Source organism: Alienimonas sp. DA493, assembly GCF_043951915.1.
GTDB lineage: Bacteria > Planctomycetota > Planctomycetia > Planctomycetales > Planctomycetaceae > Alienimonas.
The window spans coordinates 1-25,231 of the sequence record NZ_JBINJD010000043.1 but is presented as its reverse complement, the minus strand read 5'-3'; the positions used below and the strand labels follow the sequence as shown (position 1 = coordinate 25,231).

General features: G+C 72.5%; 24 protein-coding genes. 3 read left to right on the top strand and 21 right to left on the bottom strand.

Going from position 1 to position 25,231, the window contains the following annotated elements; translation table 11 throughout:
• Positions 1-6: 6 nt before the first annotated feature.
• Genes hisB through ACG2DA_RS08860 form a run of 5 tightly spaced genes read right to left on the bottom strand, consistent with a single transcriptional unit; the run spans position 7 to position 4,042 of the window.
• A complete protein-coding gene (gene hisB / locus ACG2DA_RS08880; RefSeq protein ID WP_395255221.1) occupies positions 7-600 on the bottom strand; it encodes an imidazoleglycerol-phosphate dehydratase HisB in 594 nt (197 codons plus the stop codon).
• Positions 601-637: 37 nt separating this feature from the next.
• Positions 638-1,726: a histidinol-phosphate transaminase gene (hisC, locus tag ACG2DA_RS08875; RefSeq protein WP_395255220.1), complete on the bottom strand. Its 1,089-nt coding sequence runs from the start codon at positions 1,724-1,726 to the stop codon at positions 638-640.
• A 41-nt stretch (positions 1,727-1,767) separates the two neighbouring features.
• Positions 1,768-2,127: an exodeoxyribonuclease VII small subunit gene (gene xseB / locus ACG2DA_RS08870; RefSeq protein WP_395255219.1), complete on the bottom strand. Its 360-nt coding sequence runs from the start codon at positions 2,125-2,127 to the stop codon at positions 1,768-1,770.
• A complete protein-coding gene (gene xseA, locus ACG2DA_RS08865) occupies positions 2,124-3,251 on the bottom strand; it encodes an exodeoxyribonuclease VII large subunit (protein WP_395255218.1) in 1,128 nt (375 codons plus the stop codon). The genes xseB and xseA overlap by 4 nt, the downstream gene beginning before the upstream one ends.
• A 17-nt stretch (positions 3,252-3,268) precedes the next feature.
• A complete protein-coding gene (locus ACG2DA_RS08860) occupies positions 3,269-4,042 on the bottom strand; it encodes a sugar phosphate isomerase/epimerase family protein (protein ID WP_395255217.1) in 774 nt (257 codons plus the stop codon).
• A gap of 135 nt (positions 4,043-4,177) precedes the next feature.
• Here ACG2DA_RS08860 and ACG2DA_RS08855 point away from each other — a divergent pair, with 135 nt between their 5' ends.
• Positions 4,178-6,694, top strand: a complete 2,517-nt coding sequence (locus tag ACG2DA_RS08855; protein ID WP_395255216.1) for an NEW3 domain-containing protein — start codon at positions 4,178-4,180, stop codon at positions 6,692-6,694.
• A gap of 83 nt (positions 6,695-6,777) precedes the next feature.
• A complete protein-coding gene (locus ACG2DA_RS08850; protein WP_395255214.1) occupies positions 6,778-7,596 on the top strand; it encodes a Nif3-like dinuclear metal center hexameric protein in 819 nt (272 codons plus the stop codon).
• A 55-nt stretch (positions 7,597-7,651) separates the two neighbouring features.
• On the opposite strand, the gene ACG2DA_RS08845 is transcribed toward ACG2DA_RS08850, so the two are convergent.
• The 16 genes from ACG2DA_RS08845 to ACG2DA_RS08770 form a co-directional block, all read right to left on the bottom strand.
• Complete coding sequence (locus ACG2DA_RS08845) at positions 7,652-7,912, bottom strand: hypothetical protein (protein ID WP_395255213.1); 261 nt, start codon at positions 7,910-7,912, stop codon at positions 7,652-7,654.
• A gap of 9 nt (positions 7,913-7,921) precedes the next feature.
• Positions 7,922-8,401 carry a DUF420 domain-containing protein gene (locus tag ACG2DA_RS08840; RefSeq protein ID WP_395255212.1) on the bottom strand — a complete coding sequence of 160 codons (480 nt, stop codon included), beginning with the start codon at positions 8,399-8,401 and terminating at the stop codon, positions 7,922-7,924.
• Positions 8,398-9,195 (bottom strand): SCO family protein, encoded by a 798-nt coding sequence (locus ACG2DA_RS08835; protein ID WP_395255211.1) that lies wholly within the window; start codon positions 9,193-9,195, stop codon positions 8,398-8,400. Before ACG2DA_RS08835 ends, ACG2DA_RS08840 begins: the two co-directional genes overlap by 4 nt.
• Before the next feature lie 90 nt (positions 9,196-9,285).
• Positions 9,286-10,179, bottom strand: coding sequence for an ABC transporter permease (locus ACG2DA_RS08830; RefSeq protein ID WP_395255210.1), 894 nt, complete (start codon positions 10,177-10,179; stop codon positions 9,286-9,288).
• A gap of 76 nt (positions 10,180-10,255) precedes the next feature.
• Positions 10,256-11,503: a GAF domain-containing protein gene (locus ACG2DA_RS08825; RefSeq protein ID WP_395255209.1), complete on the bottom strand. Its 1,248-nt coding sequence runs from the start codon at positions 11,501-11,503 to the stop codon at positions 10,256-10,258.
• Between the two features lie 116 nt (positions 11,504-11,619).
• Positions 11,620-12,288 carry a DUF3124 domain-containing protein gene (locus tag ACG2DA_RS08820; RefSeq protein ID WP_395255208.1) on the bottom strand — a complete coding sequence of 223 codons (669 nt, stop codon included), beginning with the start codon at positions 12,286-12,288 and terminating at the stop codon, positions 11,620-11,622.
• 136 nt (positions 12,289-12,424) lie between these two features.
• On the bottom strand, positions 12,425-13,351 hold the full coding sequence (locus tag ACG2DA_RS08815; RefSeq protein WP_395255207.1) for an ATP-binding cassette domain-containing protein: 927 nt from the start codon (positions 13,349-13,351) through the stop codon (positions 12,425-12,427).
• Positions 13,348-13,773 (bottom strand): cytochrome C oxidase subunit IV family protein, encoded by a 426-nt coding sequence (locus tag ACG2DA_RS08810; protein ID WP_395255205.1) that lies wholly within the window; start codon positions 13,771-13,773, stop codon positions 13,348-13,350. Before ACG2DA_RS08810 ends, ACG2DA_RS08815 begins: the two co-directional genes overlap by 4 nt.
• Before the next feature lie 7 nt (positions 13,774-13,780).
• Entirely contained in the window at positions 13,781-14,635 is an 855-nt protein-coding gene (locus ACG2DA_RS08805; RefSeq protein ID WP_395255204.1) for a heme-copper oxidase subunit III, read from the bottom strand.
• Entirely contained in the window at positions 14,635-15,540 is a 906-nt protein-coding gene (gene cyoE, locus ACG2DA_RS08800; RefSeq protein WP_395255203.1) for a heme o synthase, read from the bottom strand. The genes ACG2DA_RS08805 and cyoE overlap by 1 nt, the downstream gene beginning before the upstream one ends.
• 26 nt (positions 15,541-15,566) lie before the next feature.
• Positions 15,567-16,622, bottom strand: a complete 1,056-nt coding sequence (locus tag ACG2DA_RS08795; protein WP_395255202.1) for a heme A synthase — start codon at positions 16,620-16,622, stop codon at positions 15,567-15,569.
• Entirely contained in the window at positions 16,619-18,445 is a 1,827-nt protein-coding gene (locus tag ACG2DA_RS08790) for a cbb3-type cytochrome c oxidase subunit I (protein WP_395255201.1), read from the bottom strand. The genes ACG2DA_RS08795 and ACG2DA_RS08790 overlap by 4 nt, the downstream gene beginning before the upstream one ends.
• Positions 18,445-19,278: a cytochrome c oxidase subunit II gene (locus ACG2DA_RS08785; protein WP_395255200.1), complete on the bottom strand. Its 834-nt coding sequence runs from the start codon at positions 19,276-19,278 to the stop codon at positions 18,445-18,447. Before ACG2DA_RS08785 ends, ACG2DA_RS08790 begins: the two co-directional genes overlap by 1 nt.
• Before the next feature lie 11 nt (positions 19,279-19,289).
• A complete protein-coding gene (locus tag ACG2DA_RS08780) occupies positions 19,290-20,918 on the bottom strand; it encodes a c-type cytochrome (RefSeq protein WP_395255199.1) in 1,629 nt (542 codons plus the stop codon).
• A 149-nt stretch (positions 20,919-21,067) separates the two neighbouring features.
• A complete protein-coding gene (locus ACG2DA_RS08775) occupies positions 21,068-21,958 on the bottom strand; it encodes a hypothetical protein (RefSeq protein WP_395255197.1) in 891 nt (296 codons plus the stop codon).
• A gap of 68 nt (positions 21,959-22,026) precedes the next feature.
• A complete protein-coding gene (locus ACG2DA_RS08770) occupies positions 22,027-23,355 on the bottom strand; it encodes a hypothetical protein (RefSeq protein ID WP_395255196.1) in 1,329 nt (442 codons plus the stop codon).
• Between the two features lie 118 nt (positions 23,356-23,473).
• Between ACG2DA_RS08770 and ACG2DA_RS08765 the strand changes: the two genes are divergently transcribed.
• Entirely contained in the window at positions 23,474-25,186 is a 1,713-nt protein-coding gene (locus ACG2DA_RS08765) for a hypothetical protein (protein WP_395255195.1), read from the top strand.
• The last annotated feature ends 45 nt before the right edge of the window (positions 25,187-25,231 follow it).

Genomic DNA, 25,231 nt, shown 5'->3' with positions numbered 1-25,231 from the left:
GACGGGTTAGAGGACGCCTTTGCTGCTCGGCACGCCGGTTTGCCGCGGGTCCACGGCGACGGCGGCTCGCAGACTGCGGGCGCAGCCTTTGAAGACCGCCTCGGCGATGTGGTGCGCGTTCACCCCGTGATGGAGCACGCAGTGCAGGTTCAGGCCCGCCGCGTTGGCGACCGCCTGCCAGAACTCGCGGACCAACTCCGTATCGAAGTCGCCCACCTTCGCGGCCGGGAAGGCCACGTCCCACACCAGCATCGGCCGACCGGACAGGTCCAGCGCCACGGTCACCAGCGCGTCCTCCATCGGCAGCGCCATCGAGCCGTACCGCACGATGCCGGCCTTGTCGCCCACCGCCTCCTTCAGCGCCCGGCCGAGGCAGATGCCGACGTCCTCGGTGGTGTGGTGGAAGTCGACGTGGGTGTCGCCCTCCGCCTTCACGGACAGGTCGACCAGCCCGTGTCGGGCGAAGAGTTCGAGCATGTGATCGAGGAACCCCACGCCGGTGGCGACGTCGTGCTCCCCGGTTCCGTCGAGGTTCAAAGTCAACGAGACGTTCGTCTCGCCGGTTTCGCGTTCGATCGAGGCGGTGCGTGGGTCGGGCATCGCCGCAGCGTACCCAAGCCGGAGGCGTGCGTCCGGCTCAGCCCGGGAACTCGGCGAGGGCGTTCAGCAGAGCGTCCGTCTCCTCCGCCGTGCCCACGGTGATCCGCAGGCCGTCGGGGACGCCGTCCGGCCAATTGTTGAAGGCGAAGTACCGCACGAGGATCTTCCGCTCCTTCAGGAAGTCGAAGCGGGCCCTGTGCCGGCGGTCGGGGTGGGTGCAGAACACGAAGTTCCCTCCGCTGGGCTCCACGACGAAGCCGAGGGCGGTCAGGCCGTCCGCCAGCCGTTGCCGTTCGGCCCGCACCGCCCGCACCGTCTCGCCGAGCCAGTCGGAATCCCGCAGGGCGGCGGTGCCGCCGGCGAGGGCCAGCGAGTCGCAGTTGTAGGAGTCCTTCACCTTCGCCATCGCCCCGATCACCTCCGGCCGGGCCGCGGCGAAACCCAGCCGCAACCCCGCCAGCCCGTAGGACTTGGACAGCGTCCGCGTCAGCACGATGCGGTCGCCGCGCGGCCCCTCCAGCAGATCGAGCCCCAACCGGCCGTCTTCGAAATCGGCGTAGGCGCCGTCCAGAACCAGCAGGCCGTCGTCGGGGATCAGCCGTTCCAAAACCTCCTTCGGCCAGACCGTCCCGCTGGGGGAGTTCGGCACGGGCACGAAGAACAGCTTCGCCCGCTGCCTGACCGCTTCGAGCCGGTCCCAGTTCCAGGACCAGTCGCCGTTCAGCGGGACGGCCTCGAAGGGGCAGTTCTGGATCTCCGCGAGCGTGCGATAGAGGGTGTAGGTCGGGTGCGGGGAGGCGATCAGATCGCCTTCCCCCCCGCCGTCGGCGGAGCGGCAGAAGGTGCGGATCAGCAGGGTGAGGTTTTCGTCGCTGCCGTTGCCGGGCAGGATCCAGTCCGGCGTCAGGCCCAGCCGGTCCGCCGCCGCCTGCCGGAAGGCCAGCCCGGTCGGGTCCGGGTAGCGGTTGAGCCGCTCGCCGGCGGCCTGCCGGATCGCCTCGACGGCGGCCGGCGGCGGGGGGAACGGCAGTTCGTTCGTGTTCAGCTTCACCCAGCCGTCCCCGCGGGGCTGCTCCCCGGGGGCGTAGGCGGCGAGCGGAACGACGGCGGGACGAGGGCTGACCACGCGGGGAGGAGGGAGGGGTGAGGAGGGAGGAGGGAGAGACCCTAGAATAAGCCGTCCGGTTCGTCCTCGTCCGCCGACCGCTTGCGGTTTCGCGGGCGCTTCGCGGATCCGCCCGCGTCCCTGCGTCCCGCGCCCCCCTGCTCCGCGGTGGCGGAGGCGTCGAAGGGCTCCGTGAGGGGCTCCCCGTCGGCGTCGGTCCCGGTCAGCAGTTCGACCCGGCGTTCGGCCCGCTCCAGCGTCGCCCGGCAGCGGCGCAGCAGGCCGACGCCGGCCTCGAACCGGGCCAGCGACTCCTCCAGGCCCAGCCGCCCGCCCTCCAGATCGGCGATGACGGCCCGCAGGTCGTCCAGCGCCTCCTCGAACGGGGGTTCGTCTTCGTGGGGGGACGCGTCGTCGCTCATTCCTCGATCTCCGTTCGTTCCAGAACCTCGCAGCGAATCGACCCGCGGGCCAATCGCGTCGTCACCTCGTCGCCGACCGCCGCGTCGGCCGCGTCCGTCAGCACCGCCTCGCCCTTGCGGGTCAGGGAGAACCCCCGCCCCAGCACCGCCAGCGGGGAGAGGGCGTGCAGCCGGCCGCCGAGGCGTTCGAGTTCGTGCGTCCCCCGCTCCACCCGGCGCCGGCCGGCGTCGGCGAGGCGGGCGTCCAGTTCGTCCAGCCGTTGGGCCTCCGTGGCGACCCGCCGGTGCAGCGCCAGCGGCAGGCGGTCAGCGGCGTCGGCGACGAAGGCTTCGATCTCCCGCCCGTCCGGCACGGTCAGTTCCGCCGCCTCGGAGGGGGTGAGCGCCCGGCGGTCGGCGACGAGGTCCGCGATCGTCACGTCGATTTCGTGCCCCACCCCGCAGACGACCGGCACCGGACAGGCCGCGACGGCCCGGGCGACCGGTTCCTCGTTGAACGCCCACAGGTCTTCCAGGCTGCCCCCGCCGCGGATCAGCAGCACGACCTCCACGCCCGGCAGCGCCCCGGCGGTTCGCAGGGCGGCGGCGATCTGCGGCGCGGCCCCGTCCCCCTGCACCGCAGTCGGCACCACGACCGCGTCCGTCCCCCGCCAGCGCCGGCGGAGCACCTGCAGAGCGTCCCGCACCGCAGCACTTGTCGGACTGGTGACGAGGGCGATCCGGCGGGGGAAGGTCGGCAGCGGCCGTTTGCGGTCCGGGTCGAACAGCCCCTCGGCGGCGAGCTTTTCCTGAAGCTGACGGAAGGCCAGCTCCAGCGAGCCGATCCCTTCCGGCTGCATCGCCCCGAGGATCAGCTGGTACTGGCCGCGGGGGGCGTAGACCTCCACGTTTCCCTCGCAGATCACCGCCAGCCCGTCCCGCGGCTCGAACCGCAACCGGGAGGCCTTCCCCTTCCACATCACCACGCGGATCTGGGCGCCGTCGTCTTTTAGCGTGGTGTACAGGTGCCCGCTGCGAGCCCGCACCACGTTCGACAGCTCCCCCGCGACCCGCACCGCGGGAATGGCGGTTTCGAGCACCTCCTTGATCGCCCCGGTCAGGTCCGAGACCGACAGGGGCTCCATCTGAGCGTCGCCGCGACTCACGGCGCCGCCACGGAGCGGAGATAGCCGACGGCCCGGCTCGCCTCGGCGAACGGGGCCGGGCCGGTCGTCCGATCGCAGGTCGTCCACCCCTTGAAGCCGGCCTCGTCCAGCAGGGCGAGCGTCTCCTCCCAATCCACCTCGCCGCGGCCGACGGGGACCTCCTTGCCGCCGGCGCCGTCGTTGATCGCGTCGCGGGCGGTCACGGTCTCGATGCGGTCGTGCAGCGTGCGGATCGTGTCGGCGACCTCCCCGCCGCCCAGCAGCACGGCGGCCGGATCGAGGTTCACGCCGAAGGGGCCGGTCGTCACCCGGTCCAACACCTCGGCGAGGCGGGCCGCGTCGCCGGCGGGGGTCAGGCAGGGGATCACGCCGACGTGCGAGCCGGATCGGGCGAGGTCGTTCAGCACCTCGGCCAGCAGCGTTGCGGCGGGGGCGTCGGCGGCGGGCAGGCGGAAGGGGCGGAACGAGAGCGTGCCGCAGCCGAGGTCCGCAGCGAGGTTCAACGCGGCGACGATCCCGCTGACCCGCTCCTCCAGCCGGTCTTCCTCGTGCAGGGCTCCGCGGGTGGGGAAGACGGCAGGGCCGGCCTTGAGGTTGTGCTCCGCGAGCCGGTGCCGCAGCTCCCGGGCGGCGGTGGCGGAGAGATCCGCGGCCCGCAGTTCGGTCCGCAGGTCCAGCCGCACGCCGTCGGCGCCGGCCTCCGCCACGCGGGTCAGGGAGGTCCGCAGCGGGGCGGACGCCAGAAACGTCGGCAGGGCGAGTCGGAGCAAGGGGCGAAACTCAGTCTGTTCGAAACGGGGCGAATCGCGGGCGCCGGAACGGAAACCGCGGCCGCGGGGGTGGGACCGTGCCGATTCTAACGACGCCCGTCGCGGTTCCGACCCGGACGGGCCGATGGGATCGGGGTGTCCCCGCTGATCGCCGCCGCCGCCCTGCTCGTCCCCCCGCCGCCGAGCGACATGGTCGCCGCGGAGGCGCCGACGACGGTCGACGCGACCGCCCCGCTGGCGGAGTGGCGGTTCGGGATGGAGGAGGACCTCGACTTTGACCGCTGGCCGGACGGCTGGCTGCGGCGGCGGGGGGCGGCGTTCCCGCACTTCGTGCCGATGGAGATCGACCTCGCCGGCTTCCCCCGCCGCTCGGCCGACGCCGACGAGTCGGCGGCGCTGTGGGTCTCGGCGAACGGCGGGGCCGCGGCGGCGTACTCCCCGCCGGTCCGTCTCACCGGCCGCCCCGCTCTGCGGCTGGCGGTCCGGGTGCGGACCGACGCATTGGAGGACTGCGCCGCCGTCGTGAGCCTGTCCCTGCTGGACGTGCACCACGTGCGGCTGGCCCGGTTTCTCACGCCGGCGGTCAGCGGGACCTCCCCGCAGAGCGGTCGTCTGATCACGATCGATTCCGCCCCGCCCGTGCCGGGGGCCGTCTGGGCGGTGGTGGGCTGCCACCTCGTGCCGGGGGACGCGGTCTCCGTGGGGGGATCGGCGTGGTTCGACGACCTCAAGCTGTTCTCGGAGCCGTTCCTGACGCTGGAACGCATCGGCACGGAGCCGCTGGTCGAACCGGGCGCGCCGGTCGGCCTGCGGTTGTCGTTGTCCGGAGCGCCCGCCGACGGGCCGGCCCCGGCGTTGACCTTGTCCGTGCGGAGTCTGGACGACCCGGAGGCGCCGGCGCATTCCACGCCGCTGGACCCGGTGCGGGTCGGGTCGGAGGTGACCGCCCTGCCGACGATCGGTCCGCTGACGACCGGTCTGTGGGAGGTGACGGCGACGACCGGCGCCGGCGCCGCGGAGAGCGCCCGGACGCTGCGGATCGCCGTCGCGAACCGGGCGGACCTGCCGGAGATCGGGCCCGGGGGAGCCGGCCGACTGGGCATCGCGATGGACGCCGCCCCCGAATCGTCCGCGGACCGGTTCGCGGCGGCGGCGGCCTCCGCCGGGGCCGGCTGGGTGCGGTGGCGGGCCGGCGACCCGAACGCCGACGAACGCTTCGCCGCCGCGGTGCGGGCCCGGCACCTGCGTCCGGTGGTGCAGTGGACGGCGGAGAACTTCGACCGCCCCGGCGAGGCGACGGCGGACGCCCTCGCGGCGCTGCCCGACCCGCAATCGAAGGTGGAACGGCTCGCCAAGCCGCTGGCGGTCCATGTGCGGCATTGGCAGTTGGGCGCGGACCGCGAACCGCCGAACGTCGGGGCGCCCCGATCGCCCACCGCGGGGGGGCTGCTGCGGGCCGCCGCCCCGGGGGTGCGGGTCGCCGGTCCGCTGGAGGCCGGGGCGGATCGAGCCGTTCTGCTCGGCGCCGCCGACGGGCCCCCGGCGGCGTGGCGGATCGTCTCCGCGACCGGCGAGCCGTCGCAGTTCCTCTGGGAGCTGGTCGAAGCCTGCGCGGCGGGAACCGGCCCGACGTTCGCCGTGGACGCGGTCTCGGACAGCGCAGTCTCGGACGGCGGCGGGCTGTTCGCCGCCGACGGCACCCCGACCGCCCGCTTCCTGCCCTTCCGGACCGCCGCGGCGCTGCTCCGCGACGGGGTCCTGCTCGGTCGGATCCGGTTTCCGGATCTGCGACGGCGGGAGGAGCCGGACGCCGTCGCCTTCCACACGCCGAGCGGCCCGGTGATCGCCGTCCGCGGCGTCGCCGAGGGCACGGCGACGCTCCGGCTGGGCGGCACGCCGGTCGGTCGCGACGAGATCGGCCGCTCCGTCGCCGTGCCCGAGCGGGACGGGCGGCATCAGGTTGCGTGGTCGGATCGGCCGACGTTCCTCGTGGGGGTGAGCGAACGCCTGCTCCGCTTGCGGCTCGGGACGGCGTTGGAGAACGAGGGCGTGCTCCAGAGTTCCCCGGAGCCCCAGCCGCTGCGGGTGCGGATCCGCAACCCCGAGGTCGAGGCGGCGACTTACGTCGTGAGTCTGGAACTGCCGGAGGGTTGGACGGCGGAACCCAGTCGCGTCGAAGTGACGGCGCCGGCCGAGGCCGCGGCGTCCGCCGAGTTCACCGTCGTGCAGCCGGCGGACGTCTCGCTGGGCGAGCATCCCGTCACGGTGCGGCTCACCCGGCCGGATCGCGACGGGGAGACCGTGCGGATCCCCCGCACCGCGGCGGTGCGGTTGTCCGGCTTACGGCTGGACGTGACGGACCGCCGCCTGCCGAACGGCGTCTGGGAGGTCACGCAGACGCTGATGAACGAACTGCCCGACGGCTCCTCCCCGGCGTTCCGCTGCGACGTGCAGATCCCCGGGGCGGCCCGGGTGAGCCTGGAAACCGGTCCCCTGCCGCCGGGCACGCACGTCTACGCCCACCGCCTGCCCAGCAGCGCCGCGTCCGGCGACGAGGTGTGGCTGCGGTGTTCGGAATTGAACGGCGTGCGGGTGCTGAACCGCCGCTGGACGCTCGGCGACCCGCCGCCGCCCTCGGAACCGGCCCCCTGACCGACCTTGTGATCCCTCGGTTGAAGCCCGTGCCGGGGGACGACGTTACTCTGTGGCGTCTGCTTCCCCGTTTGCCCGCCGCCGTGCCCGCCGCCCCCGTCACCGTCGCCGACTGCGTCGCCCTGTTGGACCGGCTCGCCCCGCCGGATCTGCACGAATCCTGGGACAACACCGGCCTGCTGCTGGGCGACCCGGCGGCGGAAGTCGCCTCGATCACCACCTGCCTGACCCTCACCCCGGACGTCGCCGCGGAGGCGATCGAACGCGGCGACGGGCTGATCGTGACGCACCACCCCATCTTCTTCCGCCCCGTGCAGCGGCTCACGGCGAACGACGCCGAGGGGCGCACCGCGCTGGATCTGGTGCGGGCCGGCGTGGCGGTGTTCTCCCCGCACGCCCGCTGGGACAACGCGGCCGGGGGCATCAACGAGCGGCTGGCCCGGGGGTTCGGCCTGGCGGACCTCCGCCCGCTGCGGGGCCGCGATGAACTGTCCGCCGGAGATGCCGAGGACGCCTCCCGCGGGGCCGGGCGGGTCGGGACGCGGAAGGAGCAGGTTTCCTTCGGGGAGTTCGTCCAGTGGATCAAGGCGGTGATGCACCTCGACGGCGTCGACGTCGTATCGACGGACCGACCGGTCCGCTCCGTGGGCGTCGCCTGCGGCAGCGCCGGGGAGTACCTCTCGGACGCGATCGCCGCCGGCTGCGACGTGTTCGTCACCGGCGAGGCCCGCTTTCACGCGGCCCTGCAAGCCCGGAACGCCGGGGTGGGGCTGGTACTCGTCGGCCACTACGCCAGCGAGCGGTTCAGCATGGAGGAACTCGCCCGGGAACTCGGCGAGTATTTCCCGGACCTGCCCGTCCGCCCCAGCGACGTGGAACGCGACCCGCTCGAACGGCTCTGAGCGAGGGAACGGCCCTCAGCGGACTGAATCGACGGCGGCCCCGGCTCTGGCGGTTTCAGTCCTTGGCGGACTCGACGTCCGGCCAGTCCGGAAGATCCGCGGTCCCGTCCTGCCGGGAGAGCCGCCAGAAGGCGACGCCGAAGCCGGTCGCCAGGGCGACCGGCATTCCCATCATGAACAGAATCGAGGCGAAGAACGCCCGGGGCAGGCGGTCGTCCGACTCCGCGGCGGCCTTGCACATCGGGCAGGCCTCCGCGGCCGCCGGGCAGGCCAGCAGCAGGGCGACGAGGACGGCGGCGACGACGGGGGCTCGCATGGGCTCAGTTTAACCCGCCGGCCAGTGGTAAAGCATCCCGTAGATCACCACCCCGGTGACGGAGACGTACATCCACACCGGCCACAGCCAGCGGGTGACGGCCACGTGCTTGTCGAACCGGCCCTTCAAGGCGCGCCAGATGGCGACGAACGCTCCCACCGGCACGACCGCCGCCAGCACGACGTGGGTGATCAGAATCGCGAAGTAGATCCAGCGCCAGACGCCCTCCCCCTCGAACGGCCGCCCCCGCAACCCCGTGCTGCCCGTCAGGACCGCATGGTAAAGCAGGTAGCAGGCCAGAAAGACCGCCGACACCCCCAGCGCCGAGAGCATCGCCCGCTTATGGGCCTCGATGCGGCCGGTCCGCTGGAAGTAGAGCCCCACGGCCAGCAGCACGCCGGCGAGGCCGTTCAGCGCCGCGTTGACCGTCGGCAGCCACGCAGCCCACTCCGGCAGCCGGGCCAGCTTCTCCGCGACCTCCGGCGTCATTCGCCCGCCCCGGCGCCGGCGGCCGCGGCCTCATCGGCGTTCTCACCGCTCGCTGGCTCGTCACCCTCGCCCGCCAGTTCCAGGGCGTCCCGGCGGAGCTTGATCAAGTCCGTCGGGTCCTGGGAGTTGTACTTCCCCCGCACCACCCCGTCCGGCCCCACGAGCATCAGGTTGTTTGTGTGGAAGATCGCCTGATTCGGATCGACGTGGCCGTCCTCGTAGCCGACCGGCTGTTTGAAGCCGTCGCCGATCAGAGTGTAGATCTCCCCCCGATCGCCGGTGAGGAACAGCCAGTCCTTATCGTCTTTGGCGTCGTAGAAATCGGAATAGTTCGTGAGGATCTCCGGCGTGTCGTAGTCCGGATCGACGGTGAAGGAGACCAGCTTCACGCCGCTGCCCTCCAGCGGCTTGCGGAGGTCCGCCATTGCCTTGGTCACCCGCGGGCAGACGGTCGCGCAGCGGGTGAAGACGAAGCCGGCGATCCAGGGGGAGCCCTCCAGCGTTTCGTTCGTGACCGTCTCCCCGCGGCGTTCCGTCAGGGAGAACGCCGGGAGGCCCTCAGGGTCGTAGACCGGTTCCGTCGGCGGCTCCACCCCGCCCGGCAGCAGGCGGGCGCCGGCCTCTCCCCCGTCCGCGGCGACCAGTTCCGTGCCGGGCTCCGGCGGGGCGGAGCGGTCGCCGCGGAGGAAGAACGCGGCGACGAGAGCGACGAAGACCGCCGCCCACAGCACGGCGCCGAGCCACAGCAGCGGTCGGCGGGCGGGACGGTCGGCGGGAGCGAGCGATTCAGCCATGCCCGATGATACGCAACTCCCGCGGCGAACGCTGGGGTGGGGGCGTGCGGCGCCTCACCGCCCCCCGGCTCCGGACCCGTGTTTGAAGGCTCAGCGGGCTTCCCGGGGGTGCCGGCGGCGGGTCAGCACGGCGGCGGCGACGAGGCAGATCGCAGTGAAGGCCCCGAACACCAGCGCCCCGACGGTCGCCGAGGGCAGCGTGAGCGTCGCCGGCACGTCGGCGATCGCCGGGGTCATCGCCCGCCGCAACCCCGCGACGCCGTAGGTCAGCGGGTTCGCCGCCACGACCCACCGCAGCCAACCGTCGTCCGCCGGAAACGCCGCCCCGGAGAGCAGCCACATCGGGAGCAGCACGACGCTCATCAATGCGTGAAAGCCCTGCGTGCTGTCCAGCGGCCAGGCCATGCAGTAGCCCAGCGCCGTCAGCCCGACCGACAGCAGCGCGATCCACCCGGCCGTCAGCAGCACGGAGGTCGCGGTGAATCCGTACTCCACCCCCGGCGCCAAACCCACGAATTGCAGCAGCGGGGCCAGGGCGACGAACAGCCCGGCCTGCAGAAACGCGATCGCGGCCCCGCCGAACACCTTCCCCAGCACGATCCCCAGCCGCGGCACCGGGGCGACGAGCACGCCCTGCAGGAACCCTTCGCGGCGATCCTCGATCACGCTGATCGTGGCGAAGATCGCCGTGAACAGCACGATCATGGCCGCGACGCCGGGCAGGAAGTACGCCTGATAGCTCATCTCCAGGCCGTCGGCGTAGGCGGGGGCGTCGAACGCCGACCGCATCCCGGCCCCCAGCACGATCCAGAACAGCACGGGCTGGACCAGCGCTCCGACGACCCGCGTCCGCTGCCGGAAGAACCGCACCAGTTCCCGCTGCGCCAAACTGAACGCAGCGAGGGCGACGGAGGGCGTGGGCGCCGTCCGACGGGCGGCGGGAGCCGCGACGGCGGCGGGGGCTTCGGCGAGGGCGGCGCTCATCCCCCCATGGTAGGGGTCGTCCGCCGCTCAATGCCACGCCCACGTGGGACGGGGAGCGGGGCGATCTGCCGCGGCCTCAGTCTTCGGGCAACGGCAGCACGAGTTGGACGACCGCCCCGCCCCCCGCAGGGCTGTCGATCGCCAACGTCCCGCCCCATTCCGTCACCCGCTGCCGCAGGGTGGACAACCCGAATCCGTCCGCGGCCTCGTCGTCGTCCGGCGCGTTGACGTCTGCGGCGGGGAACCCGCAACCGTCGTCGCGGAGAATCAACTCCGCCGCGGGGCTGCCGTCGAGTTCCGCGGCGGACAGGCAGATGGCGACCGAACGGGCCGACGCGTGTTTCAATGCGTTCAGCAGCAGTTCCCGCCCCGCTTCGAACAACGCTGCGGCGGTGACGGACGGCAGACGGGCGGAGAGGGCGGCGTCGCAGTCCGTCGTCACGGCCAGACCGTGTCGCTCCGTGGTACGGTTCGCCAGCCAGTCCAGCGCCGGCGCCAGCCCGCGGCTGCGCAGCACCGGCGGGCTGAGTTCCGCCGCGAGGGAGCGGGATTCCGCGATCGCTTCCTCAATGAAGCCGATCGCGTCTTCGCGCGATCCGCCGGCGGCGAGGGTCATCTTCGCCCCCACGAGGAGCTGTTGCAGATGATCGTGCAGCACGCGGGCCAGCCGGTCGCGCTCCGCGTTCGCGGCGTTCTGCACGGCCTCGGCGGCGGCCCGCAGGTCGTCCGATGCCGCTTTCAACTCGGCGGTTCGCTTCGCCACGGCCGCTTCAAGGCGGTCGTTCTCCTGATTGAGCCGGCGATTCGCCGCCCGCAGCCGCAACTCGGCGGCGGCCACGGCGGCCAGGCTTCGCAGCACCGCCAGGTCGTCCGCCGACCAGTTCCGCGGTTTGCCGTCGAAGGCGCAGAACGCCCCCAGCACGTGCCCCTCCGGATCCGGCAGCGGGACCCCGGCATAGGCGACGACTCCGAATTCGAGGATCGCCGCGTTGCCCGCCACGCGGGGATCTTCGCGGGCGTCGGTGATCACCAGCGGCGCCCCGTCGCCCACCACGTGCTGGCAGAACGAGAGCGACAGCGGCGTCTCCCGACGCGTCGCCCACGGCTCCGGCACGCCGACGGCGCTTTTGAAGAACTGCCGGCGTTCGGCGACCAGCGACACGACCGCGGCGGGCACGTTCAACAGGCGGGCGGCAAAACCGGTCAGCCGATCGAACGCCTCCTCGGGAGGCGAATCCAACAGCCCGCTCTCCGCCAGCGCCGCCAGGCGCTTCGGATCGGACGCGGCCGGGCAGATCAACGGTTCGCTCTCAGCGGGCGCCAAACTCGAAACGTTTCGTGCGGGAACGGGAGGAACGGGACCGTAGATTACACAGATTGAGGCGTTGACGGGGGGGAGAACCCCCGCACGCCTTGCGGAAGCGCTGAATTCGCCGTCGCTTAACCGCCGGCGTCGGCGGGCGGGCCGGTCGGCGGCACGGTCACCCCGCGGACGGTCTCCCGCACGACGATCCCGGGCCGCACGAAGGCGATCCCCTGCCCGCCGCGGGTGTCGATCATCACCGCCTCGAAGGCCGGTTCGCTGACGGGCTCCGCGGAGACCCATTTCACCAGGAAGTTCGCCCCGCTGCCGCCGCTGGTGTCCTCGCGGGTGATCAGGAAGTCCGAGGAGGCGAGCGGCCCCAGCCGGATCGGTTGCTTCAGGAAGGAACGGATCTCCCGCCCGTCCGTGCCGTGGTAGGCGACGTGGGTGACCACCAGATCGCGGTCCGGGTCGGTGTTGCGGGCCGACAGCGTGACCGTCAGCAAATGGGCGTCGCCCTTCTCGTGATACACGTGCGAGTAGGCGGGCACGTAGACCGTCTGACCCCGGGCCGGGTGCACCGGCACGACGGCGGGCGACTCGCCGGCCGCGGAGCCGGCCGCGACGTCTGCGGACTCCTCCGTCGGGTCGCTGTATTCCAGCCCCTCCTCCACGCTCGCCAGCCGGTGATCGAGGTAGATCGCTCCCGCCATGAACAGCGCCCCCGGCACGAGGATGCACACGGCGATCAGCAGCTTGAAGTGCCGCATGAACGCGTCCGCGTCGCGGTTGTTCGATTCGCTCATCGAGGGTTCCGTGCGTGGTGGGCGGCGAGCGGGTCGGCCACAGGGCTGACCCCATACTAACCCGAAGCGTGAGCGAAGGATGCGGGGGCCGCCCTCGCTGACGCTTCGGGTGGGCGAGTCCCGTCAGGGGCGCAGGTCAGGCGCCGGCTTCGAATCGTTTGCCGGTGCGGGCGGTGAACACGTCGCCCAGCGTGGGCTTGCCGAGCGTCACCTGCGTCACGTCGCTGCCGAAGGCGGCCATCACGTCCCGCAGGGCCTCGTGGCCGGCGGGGGTCTCGATGCGAACGCGGCCGTCCAGCACGGTGGGGGCAAGATCGAACCGGTCGCGGACGGCGTCCGCCAGTTCGTCCGGTCGCTCCGTCGAGAGCGTGAGCACGTCCCCGCCGACGGCCGCCCGCAGGTCGTCCGGCTCCCCCTCGGCGACCAGCCGGCCGGCGTCGAGGATCGCCAGCCGATCGCAGCGCTCGGCCTCCTCCATCAGGTGCGTCGTCACCAGCGTGGTCACGCCGTCCTCCCGTTGGAGGTCGCGGAGCAGTTCCCACAGGGCGAACCGGGCCGTCGGGTCCAGGCCGGTGCTCGGCTCGTCCAGCAGGAGCACCCGCGGGTCGTGGAGCAGGCCCTTGGCGATCTCCACCCGCCGCTTTAACCCGCCGCTGAGCCCGCCGCACAGGTCGCTGAGGCGATCGGCGATCCCCAGCCGCTCCGTGACCGCGGCCAGCCGCTGTTTCAGCGCCGCCCCCCGCAGGCCGTAGAGATGGCCGTGGTGGGTGAGGTTCTCCCGCACCGTCAGCTTAGCGTCGAGGCTGGGCGACTGGAACGTAACGCCGAGCACGCCGCGGACGCCGTCCGGGTCGGTGCGAACGTCGTATCCGCCGACGGTCGCCTCGCCGTCCTGCGGCGGGACCAGCGTGGAGAGCACCCGGAACAGCGTCGTCTTCCCCCCGCCGTTCGGGCCGAGCAGGCCGAACAACTCGCCCTCGGCGACCTCGAAGGAGAGGTCGTCCAGCGCAACGCGGTCGCCGTAGCGGTAGGTCAGCGAGCGGGCGGCGACGGCGGCCGTCATTCGCCCGTCTCCGTTTCGTCCCGCAGGCCGGGGCCGTCCTCGTTCTCCGCCAAAGCGGGGACGGCGTCGGTCGGGTCGGCCTCGACGGTGTAGTAGTGGATGCCGATGTCCGGCAGCAGGGCGAGCACCAGCCCGAGGCCCAGCAGCGAGGTCGGCACCAGCACGATGTACTTCCATCCCCCCTCGAATTTGAGGTGCATGAACCAGGCCATCACGCAGTACGCCTTCGCCGTCGCCACGCCGAACACCAGCGCCGCCAGCACGAGCTTCGGCGGGTTGGGCAGCAGGTCGAAGCCGGCGGAGATCAGCGTCAGGCCGCACAGCACGCCGAACACCGCGAGGTAGTTGGCGTGCGGGTGAGCGTCGGCCGGTTCGGCCGGGGCCGCCGCGGGGGCGGCGGCCGTGGCGGGAGCGTCCGTCATGGTCCCCTCAGATCAGGTACACGGTGGGGAACAGGAAGATCCACACGAGGTCCACGAAGTGCCAGTACAGGGCGGCGTTCTCCAGGAACGGGAACCACGCCCGCGACAGGTTCCAGGCCAGCGCCGGAATCGCCAGCAGCAAAATGCCGACGATCACGTGCACCGCGTGCAGGCCGGTGATGAGGAAGTAGCAGGAGAGCCACAGGTTCGCCCCGGGGATGACGTTCACCTCCGGCAGGGCCGCGGCGTGTTCGGGGAACTCCTCGCGGAACGCCTCCACCCGCTCGGCGAGGGCGGCCGGGGCCGGGTTCTCGTCCCGCACGAAGGCGGACAGCTCCGTCGCCGCGACGCGGGCCGGCAGCGGTTCGTCGGCGACCGGCACGTCCAACTGCACCGCGGCGACGCCCTCCAACACCTTGCGGCGGGCCGTCTCCGCCGTCTCCGGCACCCGGCCGGGGAGCAGGTCGTGCTCGAACTTCCCGTTGTACTCGTAGGCTTTGATGCCGAGGAACACGCAGGCCAGGAGCAGCGTGAGCGCCAGATACCCGCGGGCCGCGGCCGCCTTCCCCTGCCCCAGCTTGTTGAGGGCGACGACGACGAAATAACTGCTGGTGAGCAGCACGAGGGTGTTCACCGCCCCGGCCCACAGCTTGACGTGCATCGTCTCCTGCGAGGGCCACGCCGCCGCCCCGCCCCGCAGCACGATCAGGCTGCCGATCAGGGCCGTGAAGAACATCACCTCCGTGCCGAGGAACAGCCAGATCCCCAGCTTGCCGTTGGGGATCGGCAGCCCCATGCGGGAGGGCACCGAGGGGATCGGCTCCCCGGCGGGGACCGGGGCGTGGGCGGTCGCGGCGCTCATCAGCGGATCACCAACAGTTCGATCGCCGCGGCGAGCAGCAGGACCGGCAGGTAGCCCAGCGAGGCGAACAGCACCGCCCGGGCGTTCGGCCGCGTCTCCTCCCGGGCGAAACGGAGCGAATAGAACAGGTAGACCGCCCCGGCGAGCGTCGCCGCCGCCGCGGTCCAGACGCCGACCCCCCCGCCAAGCGTCGGCAACAGCCCGACCGGCAGCAGGGCGACGGCCGTCCAGACGGCCGTCTTCCCCGCCCATCCGGCCGGCGGCAATTGCCCGGGCAGCATGTGCAGGCCGGCTTTGGCGTACTGCTCCCGGTTCAACCAAGCGATCGCCATGAAGTGCGGGAATTGCCAGAGGAACAGGATTCCGAACAGCCCCGCGGCCGTCAGCCAGGTGCCCGGCTGCGTCCCCCCGCCGGCGGCCGCCCAGCCGAGCACCGGCGGCAGCGCCCCCGGCACGGCCCCGACGACCACGCACCAGGCGCTCGACCGCTTCAGCGGCGTGTAGACGCCCACGTACAGGGCCAACGTGAGCAGCGCCAGAAACGCCGTCAACGGGTTCACCGCGAGGGCGAGGTAGTCCGCCCCCGCCACCCCGCAGACGATGCCGAACACCAGCGCCTCGGTTTCAGTCGCCCGGCCGGCCGGCAGCGGCCGGGTCGCGGTGCGGGTCATACGGGCGTCGGTGTCCCGCTCGGCGTACTGGTTCAACGCCCCGCTGGCCGCGGCGACCAGCGTGATGCCGATCGCGGCGTGCAGCAGCGTGAGCCCGTCCGACCCGCCGGCGGCGAGGTAGCCGAGGACCACCGTCACCAGCGCCATCGCGGCGATCTTCGGCTTCGCCAGAGCGCGGTAGTCCGCGAGGCGGGCGGCGAAGGTGCGGTCGTCGCTCGCCGAAACGGATCGCACGGACGACAGGGGGGCGGACGCGGCGTTCAAGAGGCAACCCCCGCGGCAGCCGGGAGACGATTGACGGAAACGGACGAAGCGGCGGGGCGGTCGACACGATCGGCGTGCGGTGGGGGGGCAGTCTCGCCCGTTTCCCCGCCGGTCGCCAGTCGCCGCGCCCGCAACCACAGGCAAACCAGCGCGGAGAGCAGCAACATGGCGAACACCGTGTGCCCGCCCCGCGAAATGATTTGCAGCGGGCTGTGCTGCACGGCGACGTTGCCGACCGCGGCGACGCCGAACCGCGTCGCCCAGGCCAGCATGCCAAGGACCAGTTGCCCGCCCAAGGCGCCCAGCACGGCTGCGGCGTTCCACCGCAGGAAGCGTTCGCCCGTCGCCAGCGCCGCCCCGCCGGCGGCGGCGGCTAGCAGCCCGATCAGCACAGCCCCGCCGAGGTGCTCGAACAACGCCCCGCCGAAGTGCCGCACGATTCCGCCGAGGGCGTATTGCAGAACCAGCACGACCAGCGCCGCCCCGGTCAGCCACTGAACGGTCTTCACCGCCGCCGTGTCCCGGCCCCGCGGGCTATTCGTCCACGACCGGCCGGTGACGAGGACGGCGACGAACATCGCCGCGACCACGCAGGCGCCGAAGTGCCCGTGCAGCATGGCGAGGGTCGTGCTGATTTCCGTGACCCGCAGCCCCCCGGCGAGGCCTTGGACGATCACCATTCCCAGCACCGCGACGCCCAGCCACCGCACCCACCGCCGGGGTTCGAGGAACCAGAGCGACGCGGCCAACGCGATCGCCAGCACGCCGGTCGTCGCCCCGGCGAGCCGGTGGACGTGCTCCAGCACTTTGTCCGTGTGGCCCAGCTTGATGTCGTTGAAGAAGTTGTAGGCGAACATGTTCTCGCCGCCGCTGGTGGGCCAGTCGAGAAACGCCATGCCGGCGCCTAGCGTGGTCACCGTCGCCCCGAGGCCGACGGTGCCGATCACCGTGCAGAGCACGAGCAACCACGCCAGCCGGTGCGGCCAAGGCGAACGATTCGGCGAGCCGGGGGCGTCAGCCCCCGGGGCGTGGTGGGGAGAACTATCGATCATGCCCCTCGAACCGCATGGGATTCCGGGGGTTCATCCTGCGGCAGGTAGTCGCGGTCCGGCGCGACGACCGGGCTGCTGTACTCGTAGGGGCCGCGGTAGCAGACCGGCGGCAGGTCGAAGTTACCGTGCGGCGGCGGGCTGGGGGCGCTCCACTCCAGCCCGTTCGCCAGCCAGGGGTTGCGGCCGGCCTTCTTCCCGAAGGCCCACGACCCGAAGAAGTTCGCCACCAACAGGAGTTGGGCCACGCCCATCACGATCGCGCACCAGGTCATGAACTCGTTCATGCCCAGCAGGTTCTCGAAGGGCGGGTGCACGTACGGGTCGGCGTAGCGCCGCGGCATTCCGGCCATCCCCAACATATGCATTGGGAAGAAGACGCCGTGGAACGCCAGGAACGTGATCCCAAAGTGCAACTGGCCGATCCGTTCGCTCATCAACCGGCCCGTCATCTTCGGGAACCAGTGATGAATCGCCGCGAACACCCCGAACAGCGTCGCCCCGAACAGGATGTAGTGGAAGTGGGCGACGATGAAGTAGGTGTCGTGGAAGTACACGTCGACCGGCACCGCGGCCATGAAGATGCCGGAGAGGCCGCCGGTGATGAACATGCTCACGAAGGCGGCGCAGTTCAGCAGCACGGTATTGAACCGCACCTTCCCGCCCCAGATCGTGCCGATCCAGTTGAAGACCTTAATGCCGCTGGGCAGCGCGATCAGGATCGTGCTGACCATGAAGGTCATGCCCAGGGCCGGGTTCATCCCGGAGGTGAACATGTGGTGGCCCCACACGACGAACCCGAGGCCGGCGATCGCCGTCATGCTGTAGATCATCGGCTTGTAGCCGAACAGCGGCTTGCGGCAGTGGCAGGCCAGCATGTCGCTGACCATGCCCATCGCCGGCAGCAGCATGATGTAGACCGCCGGGTGCGAATAGAACCAGAACAGGTGTTGCCAGAGCAACGGCTGGCCCCCGCCGATCGTCGGCGCGTCCTCGCCCGGCAGCAGTTGGCCGGTGGGGATGAAGAAGCAGGTGCCCAGCTCCCGGTCGGCGATCAGCATCAGGCCCGCGGCGGTCAGCACCGGCAGGGCGAACGCCTGCAGGATCGCGGTGATGAACATCCCCCAGATGCTCATCGGCATGCGGAACAGCGTCATGCCCGGCGCCCGCATGTTGATGATCGTGGTGAGGTAGTTCACCGACCCCATCATCGAACTGGCGCCGACCAGCGTCAGCCCGTACAGCCACCAGGTCTGAGCCGGCCCGGTGCCGGGGTTGGCGTCCGGCAGGGCGGAGAGCAGCGGGTAGGCCGTCCACCCGCTCGCCGGTCCCGCCCCGGGCTCGCCCGCTACGTAATAGCTGTAGCCGAAGCAGAACACGGCCGGCCAGTAGATCCAGTAGCTGGCCATATTGAGCTTCGGGAACGCCATGTCCTCCGCCCCGATCTGGAGCGGGATCAGGAAGTTGCCGAACGCCCCGGCGAGGATCGGGATGATCACCAGGAACACCATCACCGTGCCGTGCATGGTGAACAGCATGGTGTAGAACTCCGGCGTCATCCGTCCGCCGGTGGTGGGGAACAGCGCCTTGCCGAGGATCGGCAGCGGCTCCCACGGGTAGGCCAGCTGCCAGCGGATCGCCAGCGCCAGCGCCCCGCCGACGAACAGCATCAGCAGCGTCGTCAGCAGGAACTGCATCCCGATCACCTTGTGATCGGTGCTGAACACGTACCGCGGCAGGAACCCGGGCTTCTGATGCCCCGCGTGGGCGCCGTGCGGGTCGCCGCCGGGGACGGCGTCGGTTTCGGGGGGAGAGAGCGTCGCCATCAGTTTCGTTCCCCCTGTTCGGTCGGCGCGGCGGCGACCTCGTCGTTCTCGTTCTCGTTCTCGTTCTCCACGCCGTCGCTGCGACGCTCGGCTGCGAAGGCGGCCATCGCGGCGTCGTACTCCTCCGGTGGGAAGGCCTTCACGACGCCGCCCATCTTGTAGTGCCCCCACCCGCACAGCTCCTGACAGAGCAGCACGTACTCCCCCGCCTCGTCGGCCTGGAACCAGACCGGGATGCGTTGCCCCGGCAGGGCGTCCTGCTTGATGCGGAACTGCGGCAGGCTGAAGGAGTGTTGCACGTCCTCGGTGCGGAGCTGGATCAGCACCGGCTGACCCACGGGGATCAGCAATTCGTTGACGGCGTACAGGTCGTCCGGTTGGGGCGTCTCCATCAGCGCCTTACCGGGCGCCGGATAGCGGATCCGCCATTCGTACATTCGGGCCGAGACCTCCGCGACCGGCTGCACGCCCTCCGGGTAGTAGCTTTCCACACGGAACTTCGCCCAGGCTCCCATCTGGTAGAAGGCGATGAAGAACAACGCCGCCGCGGGGATCAGCGTCCAGACGACCTCCAGCACGTGGTTGCCGTGCAGGTACCGGGCCGTCTTCCGCCCCGCCGCGCTGAATAACGCCCAGACGAGCCCCGCCTGCGTGAGCACGAACACGAACCCGCAGATCGCCAGGATCACGTAGAACAGGTGATCGATCTCCCGCCCCAGCGGGTTCACGCTCTCCAGCACGCCGGGGCTGGATTCGGGGAACCACCACCCCATCCACGGCGACGCCGCGAGGGCGCCGACGGCGACGACCGGCCAGGCCGCGAACAAACTCACCCAAAGCCACTTCACGAGCGGTCGGCCTTCTTCTGCGGGGCGACGGGCGACGGGAGGTCAATGGAGGGACCGCCGACGGGGACGGCGGCGACGGCGGGCTCCTCGGCCGTCGATTCCGGCTCAGGTTCGACCCCCTCCAACAGCGACGGGTCGAGCGGCAGGGCCAGCAGAAAGTTCACGAGGTCCCAGATCTCCGCGTCCGAGAGGTTATCCCCGAAGCCCGGCATGTTGGAACCGACGATGCCGGAATGAATCCGCCGGTACAAATCGATCGGCCGCCGCCCGCCCCGGTAGATGCCCCGGGTCAGGTTTCGCGGCATCACCACCTCGCCCCAGACGTCGTGGATGCCCGGCTCCGCGTAGGGCTCGCCGGTCGCGGCGTCAATCAGGACGCTGACGGTCTGCGGACCGTTGCCCAGCCCCCGCGTGCCGTGGCAGCTGGCGCATTGGGTGCTCTTCTGAAGGTACAGGCCCCGCCCCCGCTCCACCGAGGCCGCCAACTCCTCGCCGGTCAGTTCGGGCCGCGGTTCAGTCGGGGTGACGGGCGGCTCGGTCTCGACCAGCGCCCACGGCTCCGCGACCGGGGCCGTGATGAAGGTGAGCTGGTCGGACACGTTGTAGTCCCACGCGTCGGTCAGTTCCTTGACGAGGTCCTCGCGGGTCAGGCCCTCTTCGGACTCCAGCCGCTCCCGGATCGCCTCCGTCCCGTAGAACACGTCCGCCTCGTTCGCCAGCGCCCCGGCGTACTGCCCCTGCATCGACAGCCAGCGGACGTACTCCACCACCGCGGCCGTCTGCGACTCGTTCAACGCCGGGTGGAACGACGGCATGTAGGTGCCGGGGATCCCCTCCCGCAGCACGCGGGTCAGGTCCTCCCGGCTGGGGACGCCGGAGCCGGTCGAGGTGAATTTGTAGATGCCGAGCCGGTAGTCCCGCGGCAGCGGATGCAGGTACTTCGCCGTCGGCCCGTCCCCGCCCCCGGCCGCCCCGTGGCAGTGCATGCAGTGGACGGTGTAGAGGTCCCGCCCGGCTTCCAGCAGGTCCGCGTCGCCCACGACGATCGTCGCCGGCAACGGTTCGCCGGTCGTTTCGTCGAACGCCGGGGGGAACGCGGCGGGGTAGTTCTCGAAGGGGATCGGCGGGATCGTGACGGAGTCGCCGTCGACGGCCGTCACCTCCGCCTGGTGCGGTTTGCCCATCTCGCCGTTCCAGTGCAGCACGTCGCCGACGGCGATCGGCGGCAACGCCTCCGTCCCCGCAACCGGGGCGAGCACGAAGGTGGTCGTCTCCGCCTCCGCGTCGTCGATGACCTCCGCCACCGCCGCCCGCCGCGAGCTGAACTCCACCGGCAGCGAGGTGAACACCGCCGGGTCGGACGGCGTACCGAACCGCGTCCGCAGGGCTTCGTCGAAGCCGACGAGGTCCCGCTCGACCAGCTCCCCGGTCTCCAGATCCGGCACTTCGGCCCGGGTGCCGGTCCGCAGCTCTTCCAGCAGGCCGGCGTACTTCGGCGGCGGGACGAACTCCGGCTCCGGCGCCGGCTCGCAGCCGACGGCGCCCAGCAGGACGAACCCCGCCAAACACCCGCCCAGCGACAGACGCACGGCGGGCGGGGCGGCGGCGGGAGAGCGGCGACGCATCAGGGCAGACCGGAGGTTCGAGTGCGGGCGATATGGTAATCCGTCGATGCGAGACGGGAACCCGGTCGCAACGCCGCACCCCGTCCGTCGCGAACCCGGCCGGCGGAATCCCTACGACCGGCGGAGCGAGAATCGCCTCGGCTGTGTGGTCAGGCTCGTGACTCGAACAATCGGGCGAACCAGCCCCCGCGGGGCCGCGGCGGGCGGGCGACCGTGGCCGGCGCCTCCTTCGCCCGCAGCGCCGCGATCATCTCCCCAACTGACAGCGGCACCGGCGGCGGACCGGCCGGCGCCGGCTTGGCCGCCGCTTTCTTTCCGGCGGGGGCGGCCTTCCCGCGGACCCGGGCCACGATCTCCGCTGCGCTGAGGCGGGCGGCGGGCTTACCGTCGCTCTTCTTTGCCGGCTTCGGCTGCGGTGCCGCCTCGGCCTGCCTGCCGGAGCCGTCGGCGGACCGGGCTGCCGCGAGGATCTCGGCGACGGACGGTCGGGCGCCGCCGCTCGGTTGGGCGGAGGACTTCTCCGTCGCAGACCCGCCCGCCGCTTTGGCGCTTTGATGGCCCACTGCTGCGAGCATCGCGGCGATCGACGGCGGCGAGTTCGTCCCCCGCCCCGGCGCCGCCTCGCCTCGCACCGCCGCCAGCATCGCGGCGACGGACGGCGGGGCGTGCGACCCGGCGGACCCGCGGACTGTCTCCAACATCCCGCCGATCGACGGCGGCCGGTCGTCAGCTCGCCCGTTGCCGCGGACGGCTTGCAGCATAGCGCTCGCCGAGGGCGGCGACGCCGTCCCGTTCCCCCCCGCGACCGCGTCCCCCCGGACCGCGGCCAGCATCGCCGCGACGGAGGCCGGTCGCGCGCCGTCCCGCGGCGTCGAGCCCGGCTCGGCAGGCTCGGGACGCGGCGCCGGTTCGGCCCGATCAGCCCGCTCGGGCTGGGCGGCCGGCGGCGGCTCGGCGGGCGTCGCCGCGGCGGCCGGCTCGCCGGCCGGGCGGTTGGCCCGGGCGGCGGCGAGGATTTCGGCGACGGACGGGCGGGACACGGGCGAGACGGGGCGACGACAAGGGGGAACGGCAGGGAGCGCGCGAACCGCGGCGGGCGGCGAACCGGTCAGTCTGCCCCAGCCCGCTCCCCGGACTCAACCCCGTCCCCCGACCCGCTCTCCGGCGACGGCTCACCGTCCGGCTCCGCGGCCGGCGGCGGTTCGTAGGCGAACGTGACGGTGCGGCCTTCGACCGTCGCTCCGGCGAGCGGCGGGACCCGGGCCAGCCACGCCGCCACGTCCGCCACCGGGCCGACCGTCACCCGCCACCCCGGCCCGGCCGACCGCGGGGCGGCCCGGCTGACCGCCCGGGCCGGGTCATCGGTCGCCGCTTCCATCAACGCCAACAGCTCCGCCGTTTGTCGGGCCGTGAGGGGGCGGGTGAGGTCGACCGTCACCCGTTGAGCGTCCGGCACCGGGGCCGGCGGGTCGGCGGCGGCGGCGAGCGCCGCGTCCGTCGCCTCCCGCAGGGCCTGATCGAAGGCTCCCTGCGTGTCCGCGGCGAGGGCGGCGTCGAGGTGCGGCCCTGCCGCCGCCAGCACCGCCGCGGCGCCGGTCCCGCCGGCGGAGTCCGCCTTCGCCGCCCAGATTGGGGCGGTCGCCTCCAGAATCGCCGGCGCCCAGGCCCCCTCCGACGCCACCACCGGGATCGTCGCCTCCTCGCCGCCCGGGCCGCGGAGCGTCACCGCGTCGACGATCTCCTGCCCCGGCTCCTCCCCGTCGGCCTCCGGCGGAACCAGCGGCACGTCGTCTTTTACCGTCCACCGCTGCAACCCGGCTTGAAACGCCGGATCCTTCAGCAGGGCGGCGACGGTTCCGTCGATCAAGTCCGCCTCGGTGAGCGTCGTCGGGTCCGCCGAGGCCGCGGGGCCGGCGGCGACCGCCCGCAGCATCGGGGCGACCCACCCCGGCAACCGCACGCCCGGCGTGGAGCCCTGCTGCACGGCCTCCGACGCCGCGAGGAAGTCGGCTTTGCGGTCGATCAGCTCGGCGAGCGTGCCGACCGCCTCCAAGGCCGCGGCGCGTTCCTGCGGTTCGGCCCGCACCAGCGCCCGGCGGAACGCGCCGACCGCGGCGATCGCCCCGGGGGGGAGCGTCCGCCGCACCACCGTTGGGTCGCCGGCCCGCAGACCGTACCGGATGGCGTCCGCGTAGCCGCTCGGCGCCCCGGTTGCAGCGGGCGGCTCGGGCGGCGGTTTCGGGGCTGATCCAGCGTCGGCCGGCGCGGTGGACTGGGCCGTCGTCGGGGCGGCCGGCGCCGGCTCGATCGCCGCCGGGTTGGGCTCGGGGGCGGTCGCCGGATCGGGCGTGGGGGCGGGTTCGTCGCTCCCGCAGCCGGCGGTCCCGCTGCTCAGGAGGGCGAGCAGGAGGAGGGCGGACGGGGCGAATCGGGGCATGGCGGGCGGCGGGGCCGCGGCGGGGACGACGCGGATTCGGGAGCGGCGGGATCGTCTTGTCGCGTTCGCCGGGCATGGTCTAGAACCGGCCGACCTCCCGCAACGCGAAGGCTGCCGCGTGCGCCACCACGCCCACGATTCTCGATTTCCGGCCCTGTGCCCGCTGTTCGCAGCGGCGGCTCTGGTCGTTTGGGGCGCCGGCTGCGCCGCGCTCCCGGCGTCGATCACCTCCGTCACGGGGGCGGCGGGGACAGAATCACTGGCCCAGGCGGAGGCCGCCGGTGCCGCGGTCGACCGCGAAGCCGGGCAGCCGGTCCCGCCGATCGCCCCGCCGGCCGAGCCGCTGCCGGGGTCCGTCGCCGCCGCGCCCGCCTCGTCTTCCCCCGCCTCTTCCTCCTCGCCGGGACTGCGGTCGCCGGCGACGCAGGTGCTGATCGCGGAGGAACTGTCGCTGGCCCCGCCGGCGGAGCGGGACGAACTCGCCGCGGAGTGGGCGAAGCTGGACGAGGCGATGGTCGAACAGGTGATCCGCATTCGCCGGATGGTCCGCCAGTTGGACGCGAAGGCGCCGGCGCTGGCCGCCGGGTCCGGCGTCGTCCCCGCGGCCGCGACCGTGCCCGCGGCCGCGACGGTCCCGGCCGTCGGCGCCGCCTCGGTCCCCGCGACGCCGGCCGCCCCGGCGGAGCCGGCCCGGATCATCGCCGCCGGTCCGTACGAACTGCCCGCCGACGGCCGCGCCGCGACCGCCGCCGCGGGTGCGACGGTCGATCCGCAGGTGCGTCCGGCGGCGTACCTCACCCCGGCGCCGCCGGCCGATCGCGCGGAGTCGGTCCGCAGTCGAGTCTCCTCCCTGTTCCCCGGCCTGCCGCCCGCCCCGGAGCCGGCGCCGGTGCCCGAACCGAACCCCCCGGCGGCGCCCCCGCAACCGGCCGGCCAACCGACGCGGGTCGCCGAGGCCCTGCCCTCCCCCGCGGCGCTGCTGGCGCCGGGGGCCGCGTCGCCGGAGCGCCACTCCGCCGGTCCGCTGTACGACCCGGGGCCGACCGGCTCCGGAGCGGACGGCGCCCTGCCCGGCGTTGAGGACTTCGACGGCCGCCTGGAGGCGTTGGAACAGGCCGCCCGTCGCCGGGCGGATCTCGCCGCCGCGGCCGTGCGGTCCGCCGTCGGGACCGAGGCGAAAGCCGCCGCCGAACGCCAACGGACCGAGGCGGAGATTCACCTTCGGCTCCTGCACCTGATCGCCGGCGAGTACGGCCGGGCGCTGGAGGCCGTCCCCGGTCTGCCGCCGGCGGAGCAGGAATTCTGGCAGCACACCTTCTGGGCCCTCTCCACGGAGATGGACACCCAGTCGATCCCGAACGCCTCCGACCGGGCGACCCACGCCGTCGCCGCCCTCCGCACCGCGGCGGTGAAGCTGTCGGAGCGGGCGAACCTCACGTTGAAGGACGTGAACTTCTGCCACCGCGTGGACAGCTTCGGCAACGTGCAGACGTTCGACCGGGACGAATTCACCCCGAACGAACCGGTGCTGATCTACGCCGCCGTGGAGAACTTCACCAGCGAACGCACCCTCGAGGGCCGCTACCGCACGGTGCTGCGGAGCAAGGTCGAGATCTTCCGCGCCGGCGGCTCCGAGCTGGTGGACACCCTGCCGCTGGACAAGCCGGTGACCGTCGACCTCTGCGACAACCACCGCCAGGACTACTTCCTGATCTACGAACTGAAGATCCCCGCCCGCATCGGCCTGGGTCCGCACGTCCTCAAGCTGACCGTCGAGGACACCCTCGGCAACGCGACCGCCGAGACGGAACTGAACTTCACCGTGAAGTGACCCGGTTTGCCGTCGCCGCGAGGCGGAGCGTTCGTTCACCCGGGG

What these genes read in the sequence shown, in the direction of transcription:
- hisB (WP_395255221.1), bottom strand. Translation starts at nt 600, where the DNA reads ATGCCCGACCCACGCACCGCCTCGATCGAACGCGAAACCGGCGAGACG.
- xseB (WP_395255219.1), bottom strand. Translation starts at nt 2,127, where the DNA reads ATGAGCGACGACGCGTCCCCCCACGAAGACGAACCCCCGTTCGAGGAG.
- xseA (WP_395255218.1), bottom strand. Translation starts at nt 3,251, where the DNA reads ATGGAGCCCCTGTCGGTCTCGGACCTGACCGGGGCGATCAAGGAGGTG.
- ACG2DA_RS08845 (WP_395255213.1), bottom strand. Translation starts at nt 7,912, where the DNA reads ATGCGAGCCCCCGTCGTCGCCGCCGTCCTCGTCGCCCTGCTGCTGGCC.
- ACG2DA_RS08840 (WP_395255212.1), bottom strand. Translation starts at nt 8,401, where the DNA reads ATGACGCCGGAGGTCGCGGAGAAGCTGGCCCGGCTGCCGGAGTGGGCT.
- ACG2DA_RS08835 (WP_395255211.1), bottom strand. Translation starts at nt 9,195, where the DNA reads ATGGCTGAATCGCTCGCTCCCGCCGACCGTCCCGCCCGCCGACCGCTG.
- ACG2DA_RS08830 (WP_395255210.1), bottom strand. Translation starts at nt 10,179, where the DNA reads ATGAGCGCCGCCCTCGCCGAAGCCCCCGCCGCCGTCGCGGCTCCCGCC.
- ACG2DA_RS08820 (WP_395255208.1), bottom strand. Translation starts at nt 12,288, where the DNA reads ATGAGCGAATCGAACAACCGCGACGCGGACGCGTTCATGCGGCACTTC.
- ACG2DA_RS08815 (WP_395255207.1), bottom strand. Translation starts at nt 13,351, where the DNA reads ATGACGGCCGCCGTCGCCGCCCGCTCGCTGACCTACCGCTACGGCGAC.
- ACG2DA_RS08810 (WP_395255205.1), bottom strand. Translation starts at nt 13,773, where the DNA reads ATGACGGACGCTCCCGCCACGGCCGCCGCCCCCGCGGCGGCCCCGGCC.
- ACG2DA_RS08805 (WP_395255204.1), bottom strand. Translation starts at nt 14,635, where the DNA reads ATGAGCGCCGCGACCGCCCACGCCCCGGTCCCCGCCGGGGAGCCGATC.
- ACG2DA_RS08795 (WP_395255202.1), bottom strand. Translation starts at nt 16,622, where the DNA reads ATGATCGATAGTTCTCCCCACCACGCCCCGGGGGCTGACGCCCCCGGC.
- ACG2DA_RS08790 (WP_395255201.1), bottom strand. Translation starts at nt 18,445, where the DNA reads ATGGCGACGCTCTCTCCCCCCGAAACCGACGCCGTCCCCGGCGGCGAC.
- ACG2DA_RS08780 (WP_395255199.1), bottom strand. Translation starts at nt 20,918, where the DNA reads ATGCGTCGCCGCTCTCCCGCCGCCGCCCCGCCCGCCGTGCGTCTGTCG.
- ACG2DA_RS08770 (WP_395255196.1), bottom strand. Translation starts at nt 23,355, where the DNA reads ATGCCCCGATTCGCCCCGTCCGCCCTCCTCCTGCTCGCCCTCCTGAGC.